At 66.9% G+C, this 18,580-nt stretch carries 18 protein-coding genes; 9 read left to right on the top strand and 9 right to left on the bottom strand.

Annotated features, from left to right (window positions below; genetic code table 11):
- The first annotated feature begins 59 nt into the window (after positions 1–59).
- Together AC3B6C_RS20180 and AC3B6C_RS20175 are read left to right on the top strand one after the other, a co-directional pair.
- Positions 60–1,394 carry an NAD(P)H-binding protein gene (locus AC3B6C_RS20180; RefSeq protein ID WP_488373890.1) on the top strand — a complete coding sequence of 445 codons (1,335 nt, stop codon included), beginning with the start codon at positions 60–62 and terminating at the stop codon, positions 1,392–1,394.
- A 134-nt stretch (positions 1,395–1,528) separates the two neighbouring features.
- Positions 1,529–2,542 (top strand): YihY/virulence factor BrkB family protein, encoded by a 1,014-nt coding sequence (locus tag AC3B6C_RS20175; protein ID WP_488373889.1) that lies wholly within the window; start codon positions 1,529–1,531, stop codon positions 2,540–2,542.
- A gap of 39 nt (positions 2,543–2,581) precedes the next feature.
- Here the strand turns inward: AC3B6C_RS20175 and AC3B6C_RS20170 are convergent, their stop codons facing one another.
- From AC3B6C_RS20170 to AC3B6C_RS20160, 3 genes are all read right to left on the bottom strand, one after another.
- Positions 2,582–2,902: a DMT family transporter gene (locus tag AC3B6C_RS20170; protein WP_488373888.1), complete on the bottom strand. Its 321-nt coding sequence runs from the start codon at positions 2,900–2,902 to the stop codon at positions 2,582–2,584.
- Positions 2,903–2,904: 2 nt separating this feature from the next.
- The gene (locus AC3B6C_RS20165) at positions 2,905–3,249 is read right to left on the bottom strand and encodes a DMT family transporter (RefSeq protein WP_488376327.1); all 345 of its coding nucleotides are present in this window, start codon (positions 3,247–3,249) and stop codon (positions 2,905–2,907) included.
- Between the two features lie 105 nt (positions 3,250–3,354).
- Positions 3,355–3,819, bottom strand: coding sequence for a DoxX family protein (locus AC3B6C_RS20160; protein WP_055476018.1), 465 nt, complete (start codon positions 3,817–3,819; stop codon positions 3,355–3,357).
- Positions 3,820–3,936: 117 nt separating this feature from the next.
- On the opposite strand from AC3B6C_RS20160, the gene AC3B6C_RS20155 reads away from it, so the two are divergent.
- Complete coding sequence (locus tag AC3B6C_RS20155) at positions 3,937–4,407, top strand: MarR family winged helix-turn-helix transcriptional regulator (RefSeq protein ID WP_488373887.1); 471 nt, start codon at positions 3,937–3,939, stop codon at positions 4,405–4,407.
- 57 nt (positions 4,408–4,464) lie between these two features.
- Here AC3B6C_RS20155 and AC3B6C_RS20150 read toward each other — a convergent pair whose 3' ends face one another.
- Entirely contained in the window at positions 4,465–5,316 is an 852-nt protein-coding gene (locus AC3B6C_RS20150) for a helix-turn-helix transcriptional regulator (protein ID WP_488373886.1), read from the bottom strand.
- 101 nt (positions 5,317–5,417) lie between these two features.
- Between AC3B6C_RS20150 and AC3B6C_RS20145 the strand changes: the two genes are divergently transcribed.
- Positions 5,418–6,182: an SDR family oxidoreductase gene (locus AC3B6C_RS20145; protein WP_488376325.1), complete on the top strand. Its 765-nt coding sequence runs from the start codon at positions 5,418–5,420 to the stop codon at positions 6,180–6,182.
- Between the two features lie 17 nt (positions 6,183–6,199).
- On the opposite strand, the gene AC3B6C_RS20140 is transcribed toward AC3B6C_RS20145, so the two are convergent.
- From AC3B6C_RS20140 to AC3B6C_RS20130, 3 genes are all read right to left on the bottom strand, one after another.
- Positions 6,200–7,210: a nitronate monooxygenase gene (locus tag AC3B6C_RS20140; RefSeq protein WP_488373885.1), complete on the bottom strand. Its 1,011-nt coding sequence runs from the start codon at positions 7,208–7,210 to the stop codon at positions 6,200–6,202.
- Positions 7,211–8,677: a sugar porter family MFS transporter gene (locus AC3B6C_RS20135; protein ID WP_055476049.1), complete on the bottom strand. Its 1,467-nt coding sequence runs from the start codon at positions 8,675–8,677 to the stop codon at positions 7,211–7,213.
- Positions 8,678–8,899: 222 nt separating this feature from the next.
- On the bottom strand, positions 8,900–11,371 hold the full coding sequence (locus AC3B6C_RS20130; RefSeq protein ID WP_488373884.1) for a sensor domain-containing protein: 2,472 nt from the start codon (positions 11,369–11,371) through the stop codon (positions 8,900–8,902).
- 298 nt (positions 11,372–11,669) lie between these two features.
- Between AC3B6C_RS20130 and AC3B6C_RS20125 the strand changes: the two genes are divergently transcribed.
- Together AC3B6C_RS20125 and AC3B6C_RS20120 are read left to right on the top strand one after the other, a co-directional pair.
- Positions 11,670–12,557, top strand: coding sequence for a hypothetical protein (locus AC3B6C_RS20125; protein ID WP_193363191.1), 888 nt, complete (start codon positions 11,670–11,672; stop codon positions 12,555–12,557).
- A gap of 53 nt (positions 12,558–12,610) precedes the next feature.
- Positions 12,611–13,471: an LLM class F420-dependent oxidoreductase gene (locus AC3B6C_RS20120; RefSeq protein WP_488373883.1), complete on the top strand. Its 861-nt coding sequence runs from the start codon at positions 12,611–12,613 to the stop codon at positions 13,469–13,471.
- Between the two features lie 373 nt (positions 13,472–13,844).
- Here AC3B6C_RS20120 and AC3B6C_RS20115 read toward each other — a convergent pair whose 3' ends face one another.
- Both AC3B6C_RS20115 and AC3B6C_RS20110 read right to left on the bottom strand, forming a co-directional pair.
- On the bottom strand, positions 13,845–15,434 hold the full coding sequence (locus AC3B6C_RS20115) for an ABC transporter permease (RefSeq protein ID WP_488373882.1): 1,590 nt from the start codon (positions 15,432–15,434) through the stop codon (positions 13,845–13,847).
- Between the two features lie 4 nt (positions 15,435–15,438).
- Complete coding sequence (locus tag AC3B6C_RS20110; RefSeq protein ID WP_488373881.1) at positions 15,439–16,389, bottom strand: ABC transporter ATP-binding protein; 951 nt, start codon at positions 16,387–16,389, stop codon at positions 15,439–15,441.
- 138 nt (positions 16,390–16,527) lie between these two features.
- On the opposite strand from AC3B6C_RS20110, the gene AC3B6C_RS20105 reads away from it, so the two are divergent.
- The 3 genes from AC3B6C_RS20105 (at position 16,528) to AC3B6C_RS20095 (ending at position 18,520) form a co-directional block, all read left to right on the top strand.
- Positions 16,528–16,731, top strand: a complete 204-nt coding sequence (locus AC3B6C_RS20105; RefSeq protein WP_004018570.1) for a hypervirulence associated TUDOR domain-containing protein — start codon at positions 16,528–16,530, stop codon at positions 16,729–16,731.
- An 89-nt stretch (positions 16,732–16,820) separates the two neighbouring features.
- Positions 16,821–17,180: a PadR family transcriptional regulator gene (locus tag AC3B6C_RS20100; RefSeq protein ID WP_010842578.1), complete on the top strand. Its 360-nt coding sequence runs from the start codon at positions 16,821–16,823 to the stop codon at positions 17,178–17,180.
- The gene (locus tag AC3B6C_RS20095) at positions 17,177–18,520 is read left to right on the top strand and encodes a permease prefix domain 1-containing protein (RefSeq protein ID WP_488373880.1); all 1,344 of its coding nucleotides are present in this window, start codon (positions 17,177–17,179) and stop codon (positions 18,518–18,520) included. The genes AC3B6C_RS20100 and AC3B6C_RS20095 overlap by 4 nt, the downstream gene beginning before the upstream one ends.
- Positions 18,521–18,580 lie beyond the last annotated feature (60 nt).

The following is an 18,580-nucleotide window of genomic DNA, read 5'->3' as shown; positions in this document are numbered from 1 at the left end:
CGGCACGACGCGAACACTCTCCCTAGCCTGGGAAGCACATCCCAGAGCAGAGGAGTCAGGTGGACGAGTCGCGAACCTGTCTGGTCACCGGAGCAACCGGCTATGTCGGCGGCCGGTTGGCACCGCGGTTGCTGGCGCGCGGGCACAGCGTGCGCGCCCTGGCGCGGACGCCGGACAAGCTGTCCGGCGCACCGTGGTTGTCCGAACCGGGAGCCGAGGTGGTCGAAGGCGATCTCTCCGATCGCGATTCGCTGGTGAAGGCTTTCGCGGGCGTCGACGTCGTCTACCACCTGGTGCATTCGATGAGCACCGACGCCGACTTCGCCGCCGAGGAACGACGTGCCGCGGAGAACGTCGTCGCCGCGGCACAGCAGAACGGGGTCTCCCGGATCGTCTATCTGGGCGGCCTGCACCCGTCCGGCACCGAGCTCTCCGAACACCTCGCGTCCCGTGCTGAGGTCGGAGACATCCTGATCGACTCGCCGATCGAAACCGTCGCGTTGCAGGCAGGCACCTTGATCGGATCGGGGTCGGCCTCGTTCGAACTGATCCGGCACCTCACCGAGCGTCTACCGGCGATGACCACACCTCGTTGGGTGCACAACAAGATCCAGCCGATCGCCGTCGACGATGCGCTGCATTATCTCGTCGAGGCGGCCACCGCGACCGTCCCATCGTCCAGAACCTGGGACATCGGCGGACCCGACGTCCTGGAATACGGCGACATGATGCAGGTGTATGCGGAGGTCGCGGGCCTGCGTCCGCGGATCATGGTGGTCCTGCCGTACCTCACCCCGGCCCTGGCCAGCCGGTGGGTCCGGTTCGTCACGCCGATTCGTGGCAAGATCGCACGACCGCTGATCGAATCGCTCGAATGCGACGCGGTGTGCCGCGACCGAGCGGTCGACGCGATCATCGATCGTCCGGACGGCGGGCTGACCCCCTACTCGCGGGCGGTGGCACTCACCCTCGAACGGTCCGCGCGCGGCGACGGGCCGGCCTCCTGGGCCAACGCCTCCGCCGATGTGTCCCCCGCCGAGCCCCTGCCCACCGACCCGGAGTGGGCCGGTGAGGAGATGTTCGAAACCGTCACCCGCAGCAGCGAGCAGGCGAGCCGCACGACGGTCTGGGACCGGCTCGAGCGGGACGCACGGCACCGCGGCGAGATCGCACATGCGCGACGGCCGGACTTCCTCCGAGTACGCCTGCGCGACAACAGATTCGGTAGGGCTTATCGCGAACAGCAGATCCGGGACGTCGACGGTTCGCGCGGGGTCGTGGAGACCACGACCACGGAACGCTTCTTCCCACGTGGTCTGGCCGGTCTCGCCTATTGGCGTCTAGGGCTCCCGTTCCGGGCACTCGGCATTCCCGGCGCTGATCCATTTCGGTGAATCGCCGATCCGATGGCGTGTCGGACAATCAGGCCGCGTGCGGGTTACAGTCGGCACCACCGTGGTAACTCCCGGTGAATGACTCGTTCGACTGAGCGAGAAGCGCGGACGATCCGTCGAGGAGGAATGAACGGGTGTCGTTGACCGAGCGGGTCGACCGGTTCCAGCGGGACCATCCGGCGACGGGTTTCCCACTCGCCGTCATCTACAAGTTCGTCGACGATCAGGGCGCGTACCTGGCGGCACTGTGCGCCTACTACGCCTTCATCTCGCTGTTCCCGCTGTTGCTGCTCTTCGCGACCGTGCTGGGGATCGTCCTGGCCGACAATCCCGACCTCCAGGAACGGATTCTGGACTCGGCGATGAGCCAGATCCCGGTCATCGGCGGACAACTCGAGGAGCCCGAGAAACTCAGTGGCGGTGTCACTGCGATCATCATCGGGGTCGTGGTCTCCCTATACGGCGGCCTCGGAGTGGCCGTCGCCGCCCAGAACGCGATGAACACGATCTGGGCGGTCCCGCGCAACGAGCGCCCGGATCCGATCGTCGCCCGCCTACGTGGACTGTTGTTGCTGTCGACGATCGGCGTCGCGGTGATCGGCCTGACCGTCGTCAACGGCGTCTCGGCCGCCTTCGAGCTCGGGATCGTCGGGCGGTGGCTCGCGATCCTCGGGTCGGTGGCGCTGAGCACGCTGGTGTTCACGGTCGCGTTCCGGATCGGCACCGCCCGGGATGTGTCGGTGCGGGACGTGCTGCCAGGTGCTTTCGCAGCAGCGGTCGGCTGGCAGATCATCCAGACCTTCGGCGCGGTCTACGTGCAGCACGTCATCGGGAACGCGAGTTCCACCAACGGCGTCTTCGCGATCGTGCTGGGCCTGCTGGCGTTCCTGTACGTGGCGTCGATCGTGATCGTGTTGTGCCTGGAGACCAATTCGGTGCGGGTCGATCACCTCTACCCACGGTCGCTGTTGACGCCGTTCACCGACAACGTCAGCCTGACGAAGGGCGATGAGGCGGCGTACTCGGCGCAGGTTCTCGCGCAGCGCAACAAGGGTTTCCAGGAGATCGACGTCTCATTCGACAATCCACGCGACGTCGAGTCCGACGTCGAGATGGACGTGCGCTCTCCCGATTCCGAACGCGGCTGACCGTCGGGGCCCCAGCGGGGCAATTCTCCGAGCCGGAGGTCAGTGCAGCGCACCCAGCTCGACGAGGAGCACTCCGACGATGATGACGCCGATACCGGCGACCATTCGACGGGTGAGCCGCTCGCGGAACAGGAAGTGTGCCGCGACAGCCGTTGCCGCGACGCCGGCGGCGGCCCAGATGCCGTAGGCGACACCGAGCGGCACACCGTCCCTCAGCCCGAATGTCAACGCGACGAACGCCGTCAGATATCCGGCCACCACGACTGCGTAGAAACGCCGACGGCCGGTGGCGGCGGCGCGCAATGCGAGGGTGCCGGTGACCTCGGCGACGATCGCCGCGACGATGAACAGATATCCCACAGTCAGGCCTCCGTGGTGCCGGCGTCGACGGGTGGCCGGTGACCGGTCTCGACCAGGACCACCCCGATCACGATGCACACGATGCCCATCCCCATCGCGATCCCGAAGGGTTCGTCGAAGATCCAGGTCGCCAGAACCGCGGTGAGGGCCACACCCGACGCCGACCAGATCCCGTAGGCCACCCCGATCCCCATGCCGCGCTTGAGGACTCCGGCGAGGAGTGCGAACGCGAGCATGTACCCGACGGCGACCACGACGTACAGCGCCGGTTCTGTTTGTGCACCCTTGAGCGACAACGTCGCCGCCACCTCGGAGGCGATCGCCGCGATCAGCATCAGCCAGGTCATGTCTCTCATTCCGCTCGGCACCCTGACGGGGACTGTATGTCAACGACGCAGCGCCCCGGCCGAACGGGGCCGGGGCGCTGCGTCGTCAGCGGAGCGAGCGGGCCGTCAGCGCGTGGATCCCGCGAGTTCGCGCGACCGGGAGTCGTCGGCGGCCAGCCAGCTGACCTTCGAGCCCAGTGCGGCGTCGACGCTGAAACGCCCGGCGCCGATGACTGCCAGGATCAGTGCGCCGGCCCCGAGGGCGAGGACCAACTCGTAGCCGCCGTCGGAGACCCAGATGCCGTTGTCCACGTGTGCGATGAACAGTGCGCCGATCATGTTCAGGGTCAGCAGCGCGGCGATGATCGGGGTCAGCAGTCCGATGATCAGCGCGATGCCACCGAGGATCTCGAGCCAGGTGACGACGAACGCCGAGAACGATGCGGCCGGGACGCCCATCATGTCGAATCCCGTCTGCGGTCCCGTCCAGCCGTTCTGCTGGAACTTCTGCAGGCCGTGGGCCAGGAAGATGACGCCGAGAGCGACGCGTCCGAGGAGGATGCCCGCGCTGCGGACGATGGGGTTGGTCATGACTGAGCCGCCTCACTGAGAGTGTGTTCTGACTTGATGAATCAAGTGAAGGCTAGGCTATGACACTTGACGCGTCAACCTGATCACGGATGTGTTCACTTCATATACACTGCGCAGATGTCGACTGCCCCCGAGCCGAATTGGCTCGACGACGAGGAAATGGACGCCTGGATCCAGGTGGCAACCGCGCTGGCCCACCTCCCCCACGCGCTCGACGCCCAGCTCCTCCGCGACGCCCAGATCACACACTTCGAGTACGAGGTGATGGCTGCTCTGTCCGAGGCGCCGGACCACACCTTGCGGATGAGCCAGCTCGCCGAACTGTCCTACGGTTCGCTGTCGCGGCTGTCGCATGTGGTCTCCAGACTCGAGAAGCGTGGGTGGGTTGTGCGCCACCCCTGCCCGGAGAACGGGCGGTTCACCAATGCCGTTCTCACCGAGTCGGGTTGGGAGAAGGTGGTCGGCACCGCGCCCGGGTATGTGGCCAATGTGCGCGAACTCGTCATCGATCGGCTGACGCGTGCGCAGCTTCGGCAGGTGTCCGCGATCGGCCGGCGGATCAACACGCGTCCGACCGGTTCGCCGTAGTCCCACCGCGATGTGCGCTGTCGCAGCGGCCGTCGGCGCGCGTCACGGGCCGGACCGTCAGCGCGGGTCGAGCCGGAGTTGCTGAGTGCCGAGAACGTTGAGCAACTCGATCTTTCCGGCCGCGTCGGTCCTCGGTGCCGCCGTCAGCACGAGCAGGACCTGGGTCTCGTCCTCGGTGAACAACGCCTGGCAATCCACCTCGATCACGCCGACCTCGGGATGGAGCAGGATCTTGTGGTCCTCGAAGCGTCGACTCACCATGTGGGTGTCCCAGAGTGCGGTGAACTCGCTGCTGCGGCGCCGGAGCTCTGCCACCATCGCTCCGGCTCGCGAATCCGCACCCATCACACCGTAGGCAGCCCGCAGTGAGGCGACCTGTGCCCGGCTCTGCCGTTCGTGGTCGTCGGCCGGATAGCGGGCGCGCTCGTCGTCGGGGTGCACGAACCACCGGTAGATGGCGCTGCGTTCCATTCCGGTGAGGTGGTCGGTGTCGCCGAACAACGCTCTCGCGCAATCGTTCTGGATCAACGTCTCCCCCAGCGCCGAGAGGATGAGGGCGGGCGTGCCGGTCAGTCGGTCCAGGACGCGCAGAAGTCCGGGTGCGATGTGGTCCGACGCAGCCACCCGGTCCGGTGCGCTGTGCCCGGCGACCCGGAACAGGTAGTCCCGCTCATCGGCGGTGAGGCGTAGGGCGCGAGCGAGCGCCGACAGCATCTGCGTGCTCGGTTGTGGGCCGCGGCGCTGCTCGAGTCGGGTGTAGTAGTCGGTGGACATGGTCGCCAGCTGTGCGACCTCCTCACGACGCAGACCCGTCGTGCGTCGCCGGGCGCCAGCCGGGATACCCACATCCGACGGTTGCAGACTGTTGCGTCGGCTCACGAGGAACCCGGCCAGCGCATCGCGATCCATCTCGTCAGTATCACGGCGCCGGTACCACGTTGCCAGGGATCGGCGATCCCCCGATGAGCGAGCTCTGGATCGTGTCCCTGCCGGATCGGAGACTCGAGGGCATGAACCTCACCGGAAACACCATTTTCATCCCCGGCGCGACCAGCGGAATCGGTCTGGCCCTTGCCACCCGGCTGCACGACGAGGGCAACACCGTCATCGTCGGTGGGCGGCGCACCGAACTCCTGGACCGAATCCGTGCCGAGCACCCCGGGCTGCACACGATGGAGATCGACATCGCCGACCCGGACAGTGTCGATGTGGCCGCACGACAGGTCATCGCCGAGCACCCTGATCTCGACGTGCTCGTCGCGATGGCCGGGATCATGCGCATCGAGGACTGGTCGTCGCCGGCGGGCTTCCTCGACACCGCCGAAGCGACCGTCACCACCAACCTGCTGGGCCCGATCCGTCTGATCGCCGCGTTCATCGAACACCTGCAGGCGCGGCCGGCCGCCACGATCATGACCGTGTCCTCCGGCCTGGCGTTCGCCCCGCTTCGGGTGACACCGACCTACAACGCCACCAAGGCCGCCATCCACATGCTGAGCGAGTCGTTGCGCCTCCAATTCGCCGGCACATCGGTGGACGTCGTCGAACTCGTACCGCCGGCGGTACGCACCGATCTGTTGCCCGGGCAGCGTGACAGCGACATCGCCATGCCGCTCGACGAATTCGTCGACGAGGTGGTCGACCTCATCGGCTCACAGCCCACCGCCACCGAACTGCTCGTCGAGCGGGTGAAGTTCCTGCGGTGGGGCGAAGCGCGCGGCGACTATGCCGAGGTCGTCGCGACGCTGAACGAGCGCGACCCGCACGGTTCCTGAACTCGTTCGGAGCGTGATCAGCCGAGCCGGGTGATCGTATCGACGGCCGACTCCTCGACGGCGTCGCGGAACCCGCTCCCGGCCCAGAGGTTGATGCCGTCGGGATCGTTGGCGGCGGCGCGCCGGATGCCGCCGGTCAACGTGTTGACGGCCGGGTATTCGGCCACCGCGACGTCGGAGAATCTGTCGGTGAACAGGTTTCGTAGTGCGCGGGCAGGTCGGCCGCTGAACGCCCACGTGACCACGGACTCGGTTCGTTCCGGGTCGGCGAGTGCGGCCGCATGGGCGGGCTTGGTACCGGCCTCGCTGGTTCTCAGCAGAACGGTACCGACCTGTACCGCAACGGGTCCCAGGGATCGGATCTCGTCGGCCCGGGCCGCCGTCGAGATCCCGCCCGCGGCGACGATCGGCAGTTTCACCCGATCGGCCACCTCGCCGATCAAGTCAGGCAGAGGCAGTGTGGGAGGGCTGGTCCGACGGTCGAAGACCGATCGATGACCGCCGGCGTCCGGACCCTGCACAATGAGCCAGTCGGCCCCGGCCTGCCCGGCGATCTCGGCATCCGCGGCCGTGGTCACCGTGACCCCGACGTTGCACCCATGCCGGTGTAGCTCGGCGAAGACCTCAGGCCGGGGACACCCGAAAGCGAAGGAGACAAGCGAGATCCGCTCGTCGCACATCAGCCGGATCTTGGCGTCGAAATGGTCGTCGTCGCCCAGGTCGTCGACGTCGGGAAGGGTCACACCCAGACTTCGCGCATACGGCACCAGTTCGGCACGGTAGCGGGCGAGGGCGTCGGGGTCCACCGGCTCCGATTCCGGAACGAAGATGTTGACGCCGAAGACCTCGGTGCCCGCCGCCCGCACGGCCGTGATGTCGGCGCGCACCCTGTCGGGGCTCAGGTAGCCGGCGGCGAGCTGGCCGACACCGCCGGCCGACGCCGCCGCCACCACCAGCTCCGGGGTGGTCGGACCACCGGCCATGGGGGCGGCGACAACGCGGCGCGAGAGTTCGCGGAGATCGAACATTCAGCCCTTGTCCTTCGCCGCGCGGACCGCGGTGAACTGTGAGAGTCGCGCGTCTGCGACCGAATCCATCTGCTCGAGCTCCATACCCTTGGTCTCCTCGACCTTCCGGAAGACGTAGAAGAACGATGCCGCGGCGCAGAAGGCGAAGAACCCGTAGATGATCCCCAAGCCCACTGCTTCGGTCATCGGCGGGAACAGCATCGAGATGGTGAAGTTCGCGACCCAGTTGACCGCCGTGCAGACGCCCAGGGCGACGCCGCGGATCCGGTTCGGGAACATCTCCCCCAGCATCACCCACATCACCGGGCCCCAGGTCGCCGCGAAGGCGACCACGAAGAGGTTGGCGCCGATCAGTGCGACCACACCCCAGGGGTCGGGCAGCGTGATGTTCTCGCCCTCACCGATCTGCTGGGTGAACGCGATACACGCCATGAGCAGACCGATGAACATGCCCACCGACCCGCCGAGCAGGAGCCTGCGGCGTCCGAGGCGGTCGACGAACAAGATCGCCACGAAGGTCATCACGACGTTGATGACGGCGGTGATGACCGACGTCTTGAACGAGTCGGCCTCGGAGAAGCCGACGGACTGCCACAGGGTGGTCGAGTAGTAGAAGATCGCGTTGATACCGACGAACTGCTGGAAGATCGCCAGCCAGATGCCCACCCAGACGAGCGGGTGAAGTCCGAACGACGGCCCCGTGATGTCCTTGATCGACGACTTCGCCTCACGCTTGACCGTCAGCTTGATCTCTCTGACCCGCTCGAGCGGATTCTCCTCGCCGGTCACCTCCTGCAGGATCCGTGCCGCCTCGGCATCGCGGTTGCGGCCCACCAGGTATCGCGGCGACTCCGGGATCAGGAGCGCCAGCACACCGTAGACGACCGCAGGCACGACGCCGACGAGGAACATCCACCGCCACGCCTCCAGACCCCACCAGAAGTCGCTCGACGCGCTCCCGGCACTGTCTGCTAGCAGCGCGTCGGAGAGCAACGCCGCGAAGATTCCCAGTGTGATCGCCAACTGCTGCATGGAGGCGAGGGCCCCGCGATATCGGGCCGGTGCGATCTCGGAGATGTAGGCCGGCGCGATGACCGAAGCGATACCGATGCCGATGCCGCCGAGGACACGCCACAGCAGCAGGTCGGGAATCGTCTGGGTGAAACCGGTCCCGATCGCCGAGATGATGAAAAGTGCGGAGCCGAGCAGCATCACGCGCTTGCGACCCCAGACGTCGGCCAACCGGCCGGCGAACCAGGCGCCGAGCGCGCAACCGAGCAGTGCGATCGCGACGGTGAAGCCGGTCATCAGCTTGCCCAGTCCGAAATCCGCTTCGATCGAGTCGACCGCGCCGTTGACGACCGAACTGTCGAAACCGAACAGGAATCCGCCGACCGCGGCGGCGACCGTGACGCCGATGACCTTGGCAGTGTGTTGTTCGGCGACTTCGCGCTGCTGGTCGGTCATGGCGTCGTCCTGACCGTCGGAGAAGCCCACCGCAGAATGTGTGTCATGTCCGTGACCTCGCTGTCCGGTTGCATGGACGCCGGGTAATCGACGTTGGCGCTCAATCTACTCGCGTGAGTCGCCACGACTGACGCTATCGGACAACGACGAGCTCGGATCGCAGGCGCGCGCCGGTGGTCTCGTGTCGGAGCGTGGGGGCGGTCGACACACGCGCCGGGAAGGTCAGGCGTTCTCCCAGACACCGGGATTCGGACGGATCCGGAGTCCGGACGCGATGACCTCCGCCAGCGGAGCCGGGCGGCCGAAATGGTATCCCTGGGCCAGGTCGCACCCGACCTCGGCGACGATCGCGGCCTGCGACTCCGTTTCCACTCCCTCGGCGACGACCCGCATCCCGGCGGCGTGCGCCATCGTCACGATGCCGGCGAGGATCGACTTCGCGCTCGGATGTTCCTCGAGGGCGTCGACGAAGGACTTCGCGGTTTTCAGCACGCTGACCGGTAGGCGGTAGAACTCGCTCAGCGACGACGCACCGGTGCCGAAATCGTCGAGCGACACCTGTGTTCCGAGCTCGCGTACGTCCCGCAAGAGAGTGAGCAGGTCCCCGTCGAGCGGGTCGAGTGCACTCTCGGTGATCTCCAGACAGAACGCGGCGGGGTCCAGGCCGGACCGGGTGATCGTGTCCCGGAGCCGGTCCGGGAACTGCCCGTTGGTGAGTTCGCGCCGGGAGACGTTGATGCACAACATCACCCGGCGCAGTTCGGGGACGGCCGCCACCTCGGCGGCCGCGGTCTCCAAGACGTAGTTCCCCACCCGGTCGATGAGGTTGGATCCTTCTGCGAGCGGGATGAACTCGGTCGGTGAGATGGAGCCCAGCTCCGGGTGGTGCCAGCGCAGAAGACCTTCGAGTCCGACGAGGGCGCCGTCACCGGTCGACACGATCGGCTGATAGTGGACCTCGAGCTGGTCGGTGTCGGCGTCGAGAACGCGTCGCAGTTCCTCTTCGATACGCTGCTGGCGCTGCAGTTCTTCCCGGTGCTGGGTCTGGAACCGGACGTAGCTGGCTCGCGAAGCCTTGCGCGCCCGGTGCAGCGCGATGTCGGCGTCGCGCAGGAGGTCGGCGGCGGTGAACTCGTCCCCGGCGTTGACGGTCGCAACGCCGATACTCGCCCGGACAGTGAGCGGTTCGGACCGGGAAGTCACCGTGACGGGTTCGTCCACCGTTCCGCGGATCTTGTCGATCTGCGCCTCGATCTCGTCGGCGGAGCACGCTGTTCCGAGGGTGGATACGAGCACGAACTCGTCGCCACCCAGACGTCCTACCGCCGCGCAGTCGGGTGTGATCAGCGCCAGCCGCTGCGCGACGGTGTGCAACACCTCGTCGCCCACGGCATGGCCGAGTGAGTCGTTGACCAGTTTGAAGTTGTCGAGATCGATGTAGAAAATCGCGACACAGCACGAGTCGTCCTCGTCTTCCGCTTCGAGTCCGGCCATGTGCGATTCGAGCTCACGGATGATCCCGGAGCGGTTGTACAAGCCCGTCAACGGGTCGCGGACAGGGCCCCACGCGAGGTCGGTTCGTTCCCGGAAGTCGTCGGTGACATCGACGAACGACACGAGGACGACCACGTCGGTGCCGTCGTCGGGGATCGGTCGGCAGCTGCACGACAACCAGCGTGCCCCGACGGATGTCGTGACCTTCGCGGTCGTGTTGGTGACCGGCTCGCGGGTGCGCAGACACTGCGTGATCGGGGACTCGCCCTCGGCGAACTCCAGTTTCAGCTCGTCTATCCCCGATCCCGGGACCGCCTCCTGGCCCAGCAGCGTCGCCGCGGCCGGGTTCGCGAGTTCGATGTCGCCGTCCTCGCGCACGACGATCACCGCCTGATGGAGTGCATCGAGAACGACGCCGAGACGCTCGACGAAAGAACGGTGCGTCGGTTCGACGACGACGAGAAAGCCGTCGTCCATGGTCGTCACCGACGTCCGGGTCGGAAACGATCGTCCGTTGTCGTGACGGCGGTGGTGCTGATCCACCGCTCTGCCGAGCGAGACCGCCGTCTGCAGATCGACGTGGACGCCGACCACGTCGTCGAGATTCCGTCCGATCGCCTCGGAGGCGCGGCGGCCGTACATCCGCTCTGCGGCAGGGTTCCACGACAGGACGGTCAACTGGTCGTCGACGGCAACCACCGCGTTGCTGACATGCTCGAGGAGTATCGCGTGCCGGCGGAGAGCCGACTCGACCGCCTTGTGCGCGGAGACGTCGCGCAGGATGACCTGGTAGGCCGGGGAGTCGTGCCATACGGTGCGAACCGAGATGACCTCCATCGGTCGCGAGACACCGTGGGCGTCCACCATCACGACTTCTTCGGGTTTCGTCGCGGCACCTGGCGCATCGCTCATGGCCGCGATCCGCTCGACCATCCGGGGCAACTCTTCTGGATGGACGAACTCGGCGATCGGACGGCCGAGCATCGCCTCGCGGTTGTCGACGTGCGAGAAAGCGAGTGCAGCAGAGTTGACATAGACGATCAAGCCGTCCTGGTGCACGACGATGGCGTCGGGGCTCAGTTCGAGTAGGAGGCGATGACGTTCGGCAACGGCGGCGTCGCCGGGTGTTTCCCCAGCGCCGGGAACGACTCCGGCGGGCATCCCCGCGGACCCGTGGTCGTCACCTGCGGATCGTGCCATCGAGTCACCCCTCCCGCCTCCGGGATCATCCTCCCCCACACCACCACGGAATTTATGCGCTGCGCGGTGAAAGAACGTGTCCATCGGGGAATTTGCCCCGGTCGCCGCCTGAATTACCCGAATCGCGGAGTTCTCGTTTACCGCCCGCCATGTCGATGACGTTGAGACGGGTGGCCGTCGTCGGGGACGCCATGAGTGCGGATGTCCGGGCGGGACCTGCGGGCCCGGCCCCACACAAATGTGAGGCGGATTGCCGTAGTGCGCTGCGGATTGCCTCGTCGCGCCTCACAATTCAGCAATGAGCGATGATCCGACTCCGCCGGTGGCCGACTCGACGCGGACCGATCCACCGCCGACGTCGGGCGCCCGGCACGCATTGACGCTGTTCCTCAACTCGCCGTTCGCGGGTATGTCCCCGTGGATCCTCATGGCGCTGCTCGCGGGGCCCGGCCGGTTCGAGGAGGCCGCGGCGTCGGCGTTCGCGCTGTCGCTCCTGCTGGTGATCGGCGGTCACAAGCGTGGCACGAGTGTGAAGCTCCTCGAAGTCTTCGACGTCACCTACTTCGGCACGATGGCGATCATCGCGTTGTTCGCCTCCGACGGCGTCATCGACTGGCTGGAGCGCTGGGGCGGGGAGATGACCAACATCGCTCTGGTCTCGTTCGCGCTCGGGTCGATCCTCGTGCGTCAGCCGTTCACCCTCCAGTACGCGCGGGAGACCACCGAGAAGGAATTCTGGGACAGCCCGCTGTTCATCCACATCAACTACGTCATCACCTGGGCATGGGTGGCCGGGTTCGGTGTCGCCGCGATCTCGGGCGCGTTCGGCGATCTGGTGCTCGACGACCCGAACAACTTCTGGACCGGGTGGATCATCCAGATCGGTGGCACGATCTTCGCGATCGCGTTCACCGAGTTCTATCCCGACTACGCGACCTACCGTGCTGCGATTCGGGAGGGATGGGCCACCGACGAGAAGCCGGAGAGCATCCTGCATTTGTTCGGCTGGGTGCCGATCTACGTTCTCGCGATCGGCATCTCCGGGTTGGTCACCGACTCACTCGGCACCGTCGCGGGAGTCGTCCTCATCGTCGCGGGGGTCGTCGCGATCAACCTGTTCAAGCGGATGACCGCCGCGATGGACGCGCGGCTGGAGGCGGCGGCGGGTCGACCGGCGAACAGCTGAGCCGGATTCGACCGTCGCCACAACCCGATCACTCGATCGGTAGTGTCGAGGGCATGAAATTCGACGGCGTAGGAATCTGGAGTTCACCGCTACGGTACGGAGACACCGGGGAGGCCGCCGAAGCCGCGGCCGAGCTCGACGAATTGGGTTACACAGCCCTGTGGATCCCCGACGTGGGCGGTCCGGTCCTCGATGCGGTCGAGAACCTGCTCGGTGCGACCCGCAACACCGTGATCGCCACCGGAATCCTCAACATGTGGATGCATGAGCCGCATGACGTCGCGGCGGCCCACGCGCGCCTCAGCGAGCAGTTCGGCCCGCGGTTCCTTCTCGGCCTCGGCATCAGCCACGCACCGCTGATCGACGCGCAGGAAGCCGGACGCTACAAGAAGCCGCTCGCGACCACCAAGGCGTTCCTCGACGGCCTGGACGACGCGCCGCAGCCGGTGCCGGCCGATGCCCGGGTGCTGGCCGCGCTCGGACCGAAGATGCTCCAGCTCTCGGCCGACCGGACTGCCGGAGCCCACCCCTACCTGGTGACCCCGGACCACACCTCGATCGCCCGCGACACTCTCGGCGACAGGCCGCTGCTCGCCCCGGAGCAGACGGCGATCTTCGCCGCCGACCGCGACGAGGCACGCGCGATCGGCACGAAGTGGCTCAAGGGCTACCTCGCGATGCCGAACTACGCCAACAATCTTCGGCGTCTCGGGTTCTCCGAGGAGGACCTGACCTCGGCGAGCGACCGACTCTTCGACGCTCTGATCGTCTGGGGCGACGAGGCCGCGATCCGCAAGCGGATCGACGAGCACCGTGCGGCCGGCGCGGACCATGTGTGCGTGCAGGTTCTGCAGGCCGACCACCGAGGCTTCCCGCGCGAGCAGTGGCGCCGCCTCGCGGCAGCCCTGGGCTGATTTCCTGCTCCCTGAGGTGCGGACACCCGCCTGCTCCCTGAGGTGTGGACACTCTCCTGCTCCTGAGGTGTGGACACTCTCCTGCTCCTGAGGTGTGGACATCCTTCTGCTCCCTGAGGTGTGAGGAGCGAAAGCGACGAGCCACGAAGGGGCTGGCGAGACACGTTGCGAGGCCCTTCGTGGCTCGCTTCGCTCGCACCTCAGGGATCATTGGTTGGGTTCGCTCCGCAGGGATCATTGGTTGGGTTCGCTCCGCAGGGATCATTGGTTGGGTTCGCTCCGCAGGGATCAGTAGTCGGGCTCGCACTTCAGGGATCAGAAGTAGGGCTCGCACCTCAGGGGTCAGTGGTTGGGCTCGCACCCCAGGGTGCGTCTATGGCACGTCCCGCCGCCGGAACCCGGCGAACCCGAGTACGACCAGCAACACCACGACCACTCCCACCCCACACAGCCCCCACCAGTCGGGTTGCGCGGCAGAGACATCCGGCACGTGGTGGAACGGACTGACTCCCAGCGCCCACTCCGGGAGCTTGAAGCTCGGGCCCAGGATCGTCAGCACGAACGACACCAGGACGCCCAGCCAGATCGCGGGCCGCATGTGTGGTCGGGCGCCGATGACGGCGACCGCGATGCCGACGACGGCCCAGACGGCCGGGATCGTGGCAATCGACTGGACGAAGACGTCGCCGAAACCGATGTCGAGATCCGTTGTCGAGGCGAAGATCCCGATGACCGAGCCGGCGACGGTGACGAGAACGGCGGGGACGACGAGTGCGACCCCGGTGGTGGCGCCGAAGTAGCTCGACCGGCTGACGGAGGTGGCGAGTACCGCCTCCGCGCGGTCGTCGAGCTCCTCGGTACGGATTCGGTTGACGATCTGTACGCCGGCGACGGACGCGATGATCCCCACCAGACCGAGAATCGTCGTGACGAATGCCGACACCAGGTCCGCGGGCGACGCGGCGCCGGAAGCGAAGATCTGGGCCATCGCCGGATTAGCGGTCAGGAGACCGCGAACCGACCTGGTGAAGTAGCCGAAGACGACGCCGAGTCCGACGAAGGCGAGTGCCCACGACACGATCGGCGCGCGGTTGAGGCGGAACGCAAGAGACAGTGGCGAGCCGACGCGGCCCCGTGACGGACCAGGTCGCGCCGGAACGAGTCCCTGACCGAAGTCCCGCGCGCTCTGCAACACGAAAGCCGCCGCTCCCACGACGACCACGAAGATCACCCCGAGCAGCAGAGGCCACCAGTGATCTCCGGTTGCCGGTCGGGTCTCCTGAACCCATCCCAGCGGATTGATCCACGTGGTCCACGCCGGTGCGTTCACCGAGAAGAGGAAGCCCCTCAGCACGAACAGCACGCCGAGAAGCGACACCGCGATCGTGGTGGCGGCCCGCGCGTCCGAGCCCACCTGGGCACTCACCGCCGCGACGGCGCCGAACATCCAGCCGGTGACCGTGAAACCGAATCCCAGCAGAAACGACGATTCCCAGTCCCCGCCGCACAGCGACGTCGCGAGACCCGCGACGACTCCGATGGCGATGGAGCACAAGCCGGCCATGATCAGCGCGGTCGACAGCCGCGCGGCGCGCCCGAGCACACCTGCGGCGAGGAGTTCCGCCTGGCCGGAGTCCTCCTGTACGCGCGCGGCTTTGACCACGATGAAGATCGCTGCGAGGGCCGCGACGAATCCGCCGAGCGCAAGGCTGCGCCACGCGACGAAACCGTCGACGGTGGACAGGTCGTAGGCGGGCCCGAAGATGAGGCCCAGCGCGGGATTCGAGCCGATGGTCGCGGCGAACGCGGAGCGTTCCGCGGCGTCGGGAAACAACAACGGATACGCGATGACCGAGGACACGGCGAGAGCGGTCGGCAGCACGATCCACGGCAGGAAGCTGCGACCCTCGTGGTGCAGGGAGGCCCGCAACAGCGGGGCGGTGCCGATCGTCGACGCCGTCATCGCCTCACCGTTCGCCTCGGGGAAGATCGCCCGGCTCGTACAGCGACAGGAACAGACTCTCCAGCGACGGTGGTTCGACCGTCAGGGCACGCAGGCCGCAGGATGGCAGCACCGCCATGACCGATCCGATCCGATCCGAGTCCACGGTCGCGCTCAGGCGATACCCTCCGGAACCGGTGTCGCGCACGTCGACGTCGTGCAGCTGCGCCAGGAGATTCGGATCCGGAAGCGAATCCAGTTCCGCACGAACCGAAGTGCGGGTGTGTCCGCGAAGCTCGGCCAGCGTGCCGGTCGCCACGACGGCCCCGTCGCGGATGATGGAGAGCCGGTCGGCGAGGGTTTCGGCCTCGGCAAGGATGTGACTCGACAACAGCACGGTGGTACCCCGGTCGGTGGCCTCGCGCACGACTTCCTGGAATACGTTCTCCATCAACGGGTCCAGCCCGGACGTCGGCTCGTCGAGGATGAGCAACTCGACATCGGACGCCAACGCGGCCACGATCGCGACCTTCTGCCTGTTGCCCTTGGAGTACTGCCGCCCGCGCTTGGTCGTGTCGAGTTCGAACCTCGCCACGAGATCGGCACGACGCTGCTCGTCGAGACCGCCTCGCATCGAGCCGAGCAGATCGATCATCTCGCCGCCGGTCATCGTCGGCCACAGCGCGACGTCGCCGGGTACGTATGCCAGTCGCCGATGTAGCTCCACGACATCACGCCAGGGGTCGCCGTCCAGCAGTCGGACCTCTCCCCCGTCCGCTCGCAACAAACCCAGCAGGATGCGGATCGTCGTCGACTTGCCTGCGCCGTTGGGACCGAGGAAACCGTGGACCTCGCCGCGGGCGACTTGGAGGTCGAGCCCCCGTAGCGCCTCGAACTTGCCGAAGTTCTTGCGCAGCCCCCGGACATCGATAACCGGATCGGTTCCCTGATGGTTCTCGGGACGTTCCACGCCCATGCGTACCTCCGGCTCGTCACGACCTGATGATCGTTCCACAGCAAGCGATCCGACAGGTGCCGTTCGCGCCGGTCGCCCAGCCCGGTCGAGCGGGCGGCGGAGGTTTGACCGTCGTCGCCGGCGGGGCACTCTGTCGCCATGGCGATCAAGAAGAACGACACCGTGCGCTGGAACACGTCTCAGGGCGAGACCGAGGGCACGGCCGAGGAGAAGCGGACCAAAGAGTTCACCTTCGAGGGCCAGAAGTTCAAGGCCAGCGAGGACGAGCCGTACTGGATCGTGAAGTCGTCGAAGACGGGTTCGAAGGCGGCGCACAAGGAGTCGTCGCTGTCCAAGAAATAGCTGTCGCAGAGATACCCGGAAGGCCTCGATCGAGTCGGCCTCATACCTAGAGCTGCTATGCTCCTTGTAGTTCTAGGTATAGGGGTTCTATGTATATCGAGAAAGACCTGGTGGCCGCATCCGCGACGCCGCTGGTGCTCGGCATTCTCGCCGAGGGTGAGTCCTACGGGTACGCGATCCTGAAGCGCGTCCGGGAGATGTCCGGTGGCCGGATGGAATGGACCGACGGCATGCTCTACCCGTTGCTCCACCGGCTCGAGCGTGCCGGCCATGTCGAGGCGACCTGGGGCAAGGCCGACACCGGCAGACGGCGTAAGCACTACACGATCACGCCGTCGGGGCTGGCCGCCCTCGCCGAGCGCAGGTCCCAATGGGAAGTCGTGGCCGACGCGCTCGATCAGGTGTGGCGGACGGTCGCCCTGCCGCCCACCGCGGAGGGCCTGGCGTGAGCGCGGACACCGAACTCGAGAGCCAGATCGACCGGTGGCGCGGATATGTCCTGCGCCATCAGGCCATTGCCACCACCGATGCCGATGAGATGGAAGACCACCTGCGCGGTCAGATCGCCGACCTCGCCGCCGGCGGTCTCGACGACGACGAAGCGTTCCTGGTCGCCGTCAAGCGAATGGGACGAGTCGATGCGCTCTCGCGCGAGTTCGCCCGCGAGCATTCCGACAGGTTGTGGAAACAGCTGGTCCTGACCGCGGAACCGGCCGGGGACCTGGGCCGAAGACGTCACGAGCTCGGCGTCGTGATCGGTCTCGTCGTCGCGGCGGCCGCCACGGTCCGCATCGCGCTCGAGGTGATGCCCGAATGGGTTCTCGTCCGCAATGCGACTCTGCTCGTGTTGCCGTTCCTGGCAGTGTATTTCGGCTGGAAACGCCGGGTCTCGACACGAACCGCGCTCGCGGTGGCCGCCGCATTCGTCGTGACCGGCGTGGCCGTCAACATCTATCCCTTCGTCGACGAGGGGCCGACGCAGGTCATCGTCGCGATCCACGCGCCGATCGTCCTGTGGTTCCTGGTGGGCGTGACGTACGTCGGCGGCCGATGGAGATCGGGTCCCCGGCGCATGGACTTCATCCGCTTCACCGGCGAATGGGTGGTGTATGCAACGCTTCTCGGCCTGGGCGCGGCTGTGCTCACGGGACTGACCGCCGGCGCCTTCGGTGCCCTCGACATCGACGTCGACGCCGTGATCTCCCAGTGGCTGGCGCCGATCGCCGCGACCGGGATCGTGCTGCTCGCCGCCTGGCTGGTCGAAGCGAAGCAGAGCGTGGTCGAGAACATCGCACCGGTGTTGACCAAGGTGTTCACGCCGATCACCGCGGTCATGCTCGTCGTGTTGCTGGTCGCGATGGTGACCAGCGGCGACGTCGTGGACGTCGACCGCGAGTTGCTGATCCTCGTCGACCTGATCCTCGTCCTCGTTCTCGGCCTGCTGCTGTACGCGATCTCGGCGCGCGATCCGCATCTGCGCCCGGAGCTCTTCGACCGTCTGCAGCTGGTACTGGTGGTGACCGCGCTCGCGGTCGACGCGGTCATGCTGACGATCATGGCCTCGCGTATCGCGGAGTTCGGGTTCACCGCCAACAAGACCGTGGCCCTGGGCCTCAACCTCGTTCTGCTGGTGAACCTGTCGTGGGCTGCGTATCTGCTCTTCGGTTTCGTGCGTCGCCGCCACGGGTTCGACGCCACGGAGCGGTGGCAGACGGACTACCTGCCGGTGTTCGGGCTCTGGGCGGCCGCGGTGGTCGTCGCGGTGCCGCCGCTGTTCGACTTCTCCTGACGGCGCCGGGAGCGAAGCGAGCGGGCCGAAGGGGCGACGGCGCCGGGAGCGAAGCGAGCG

The sequence above is a fragment of the Gordonia sp. 11cp genome (assembly GCF_057767225.1).
The sequence above is the reverse complement of the archived record's forward strand: the minus strand, read 5'-3'. Positions and strand labels throughout refer to the sequence as shown.

Coding starts and splice junctions, on each gene's coding strand:
- AC3B6C_RS20165 (WP_488376327.1), bottom strand. CDS start 3,249: ATGACCTGGCTGATGCTGATCGCGGCGATCGCCTCCGAGGTGGCGGCG.
- AC3B6C_RS20160 (WP_055476018.1), bottom strand. CDS start 3,819: ATGACCAACCCCATCGTCCGCAGCGCGGGCATCCTCCTCGGACGCGTC.
- AC3B6C_RS20155 (WP_488373887.1), top strand. CDS start 3,937: ATGTCGACTGCCCCCGAGCCGAATTGGCTCGACGACGAGGAAATGGAC.
- AC3B6C_RS20150 (WP_488373886.1), bottom strand. CDS start 5,316: ATGGATCGCGATGCGCTGGCCGGGTTCCTCGTGAGCCGACGCAACAGT.
- AC3B6C_RS20145 (WP_488376325.1), top strand. CDS start 5,418: ATGAACCTCACCGGAAACACCATTTTCATCCCCGGCGCGACCAGCGGA.
- AC3B6C_RS20140 (WP_488373885.1), bottom strand. CDS start 7,210: ATGTTCGATCTCCGCGAACTCTCGCGCCGCGTTGTCGCCGCCCCCATG.
- AC3B6C_RS20135 (WP_055476049.1), bottom strand. CDS start 8,677: ATGACCGACCAGCAGCGCGAAGTCGCCGAACAACACACTGCCAAGGTC.
- AC3B6C_RS20130 (WP_488373884.1), bottom strand. CDS start 11,371: ATGGCACGATCCGCAGGTGACGACCACGGGTCCGCGGGGATGCCCGCC.
- AC3B6C_RS20125 (WP_193363191.1), top strand. CDS start 11,670: ATGAGCGATGATCCGACTCCGCCGGTGGCCGACTCGACGCGGACCGAT.
- AC3B6C_RS20120 (WP_488373883.1), top strand. CDS start 12,611: ATGAAATTCGACGGCGTAGGAATCTGGAGTTCACCGCTACGGTACGGA.
- AC3B6C_RS20115 (WP_488373882.1), bottom strand. CDS start 15,434: ATGACGGCGTCGACGATCGGCACCGCCCCGCTGTTGCGGGCCTCCCTG.
- AC3B6C_RS20110 (WP_488373881.1), bottom strand. CDS start 16,389: ATGGGCGTGGAACGTCCCGAGAACCATCAGGGAACCGATCCGGTTATC.
- AC3B6C_RS20105 (WP_004018570.1), top strand. CDS start 16,528: ATGGCGATCAAGAAGAACGACACCGTGCGCTGGAACACGTCTCAGGGC.
- AC3B6C_RS20100 (WP_010842578.1), top strand. CDS start 16,821: ATGTATATCGAGAAAGACCTGGTGGCCGCATCCGCGACGCCGCTGGTG.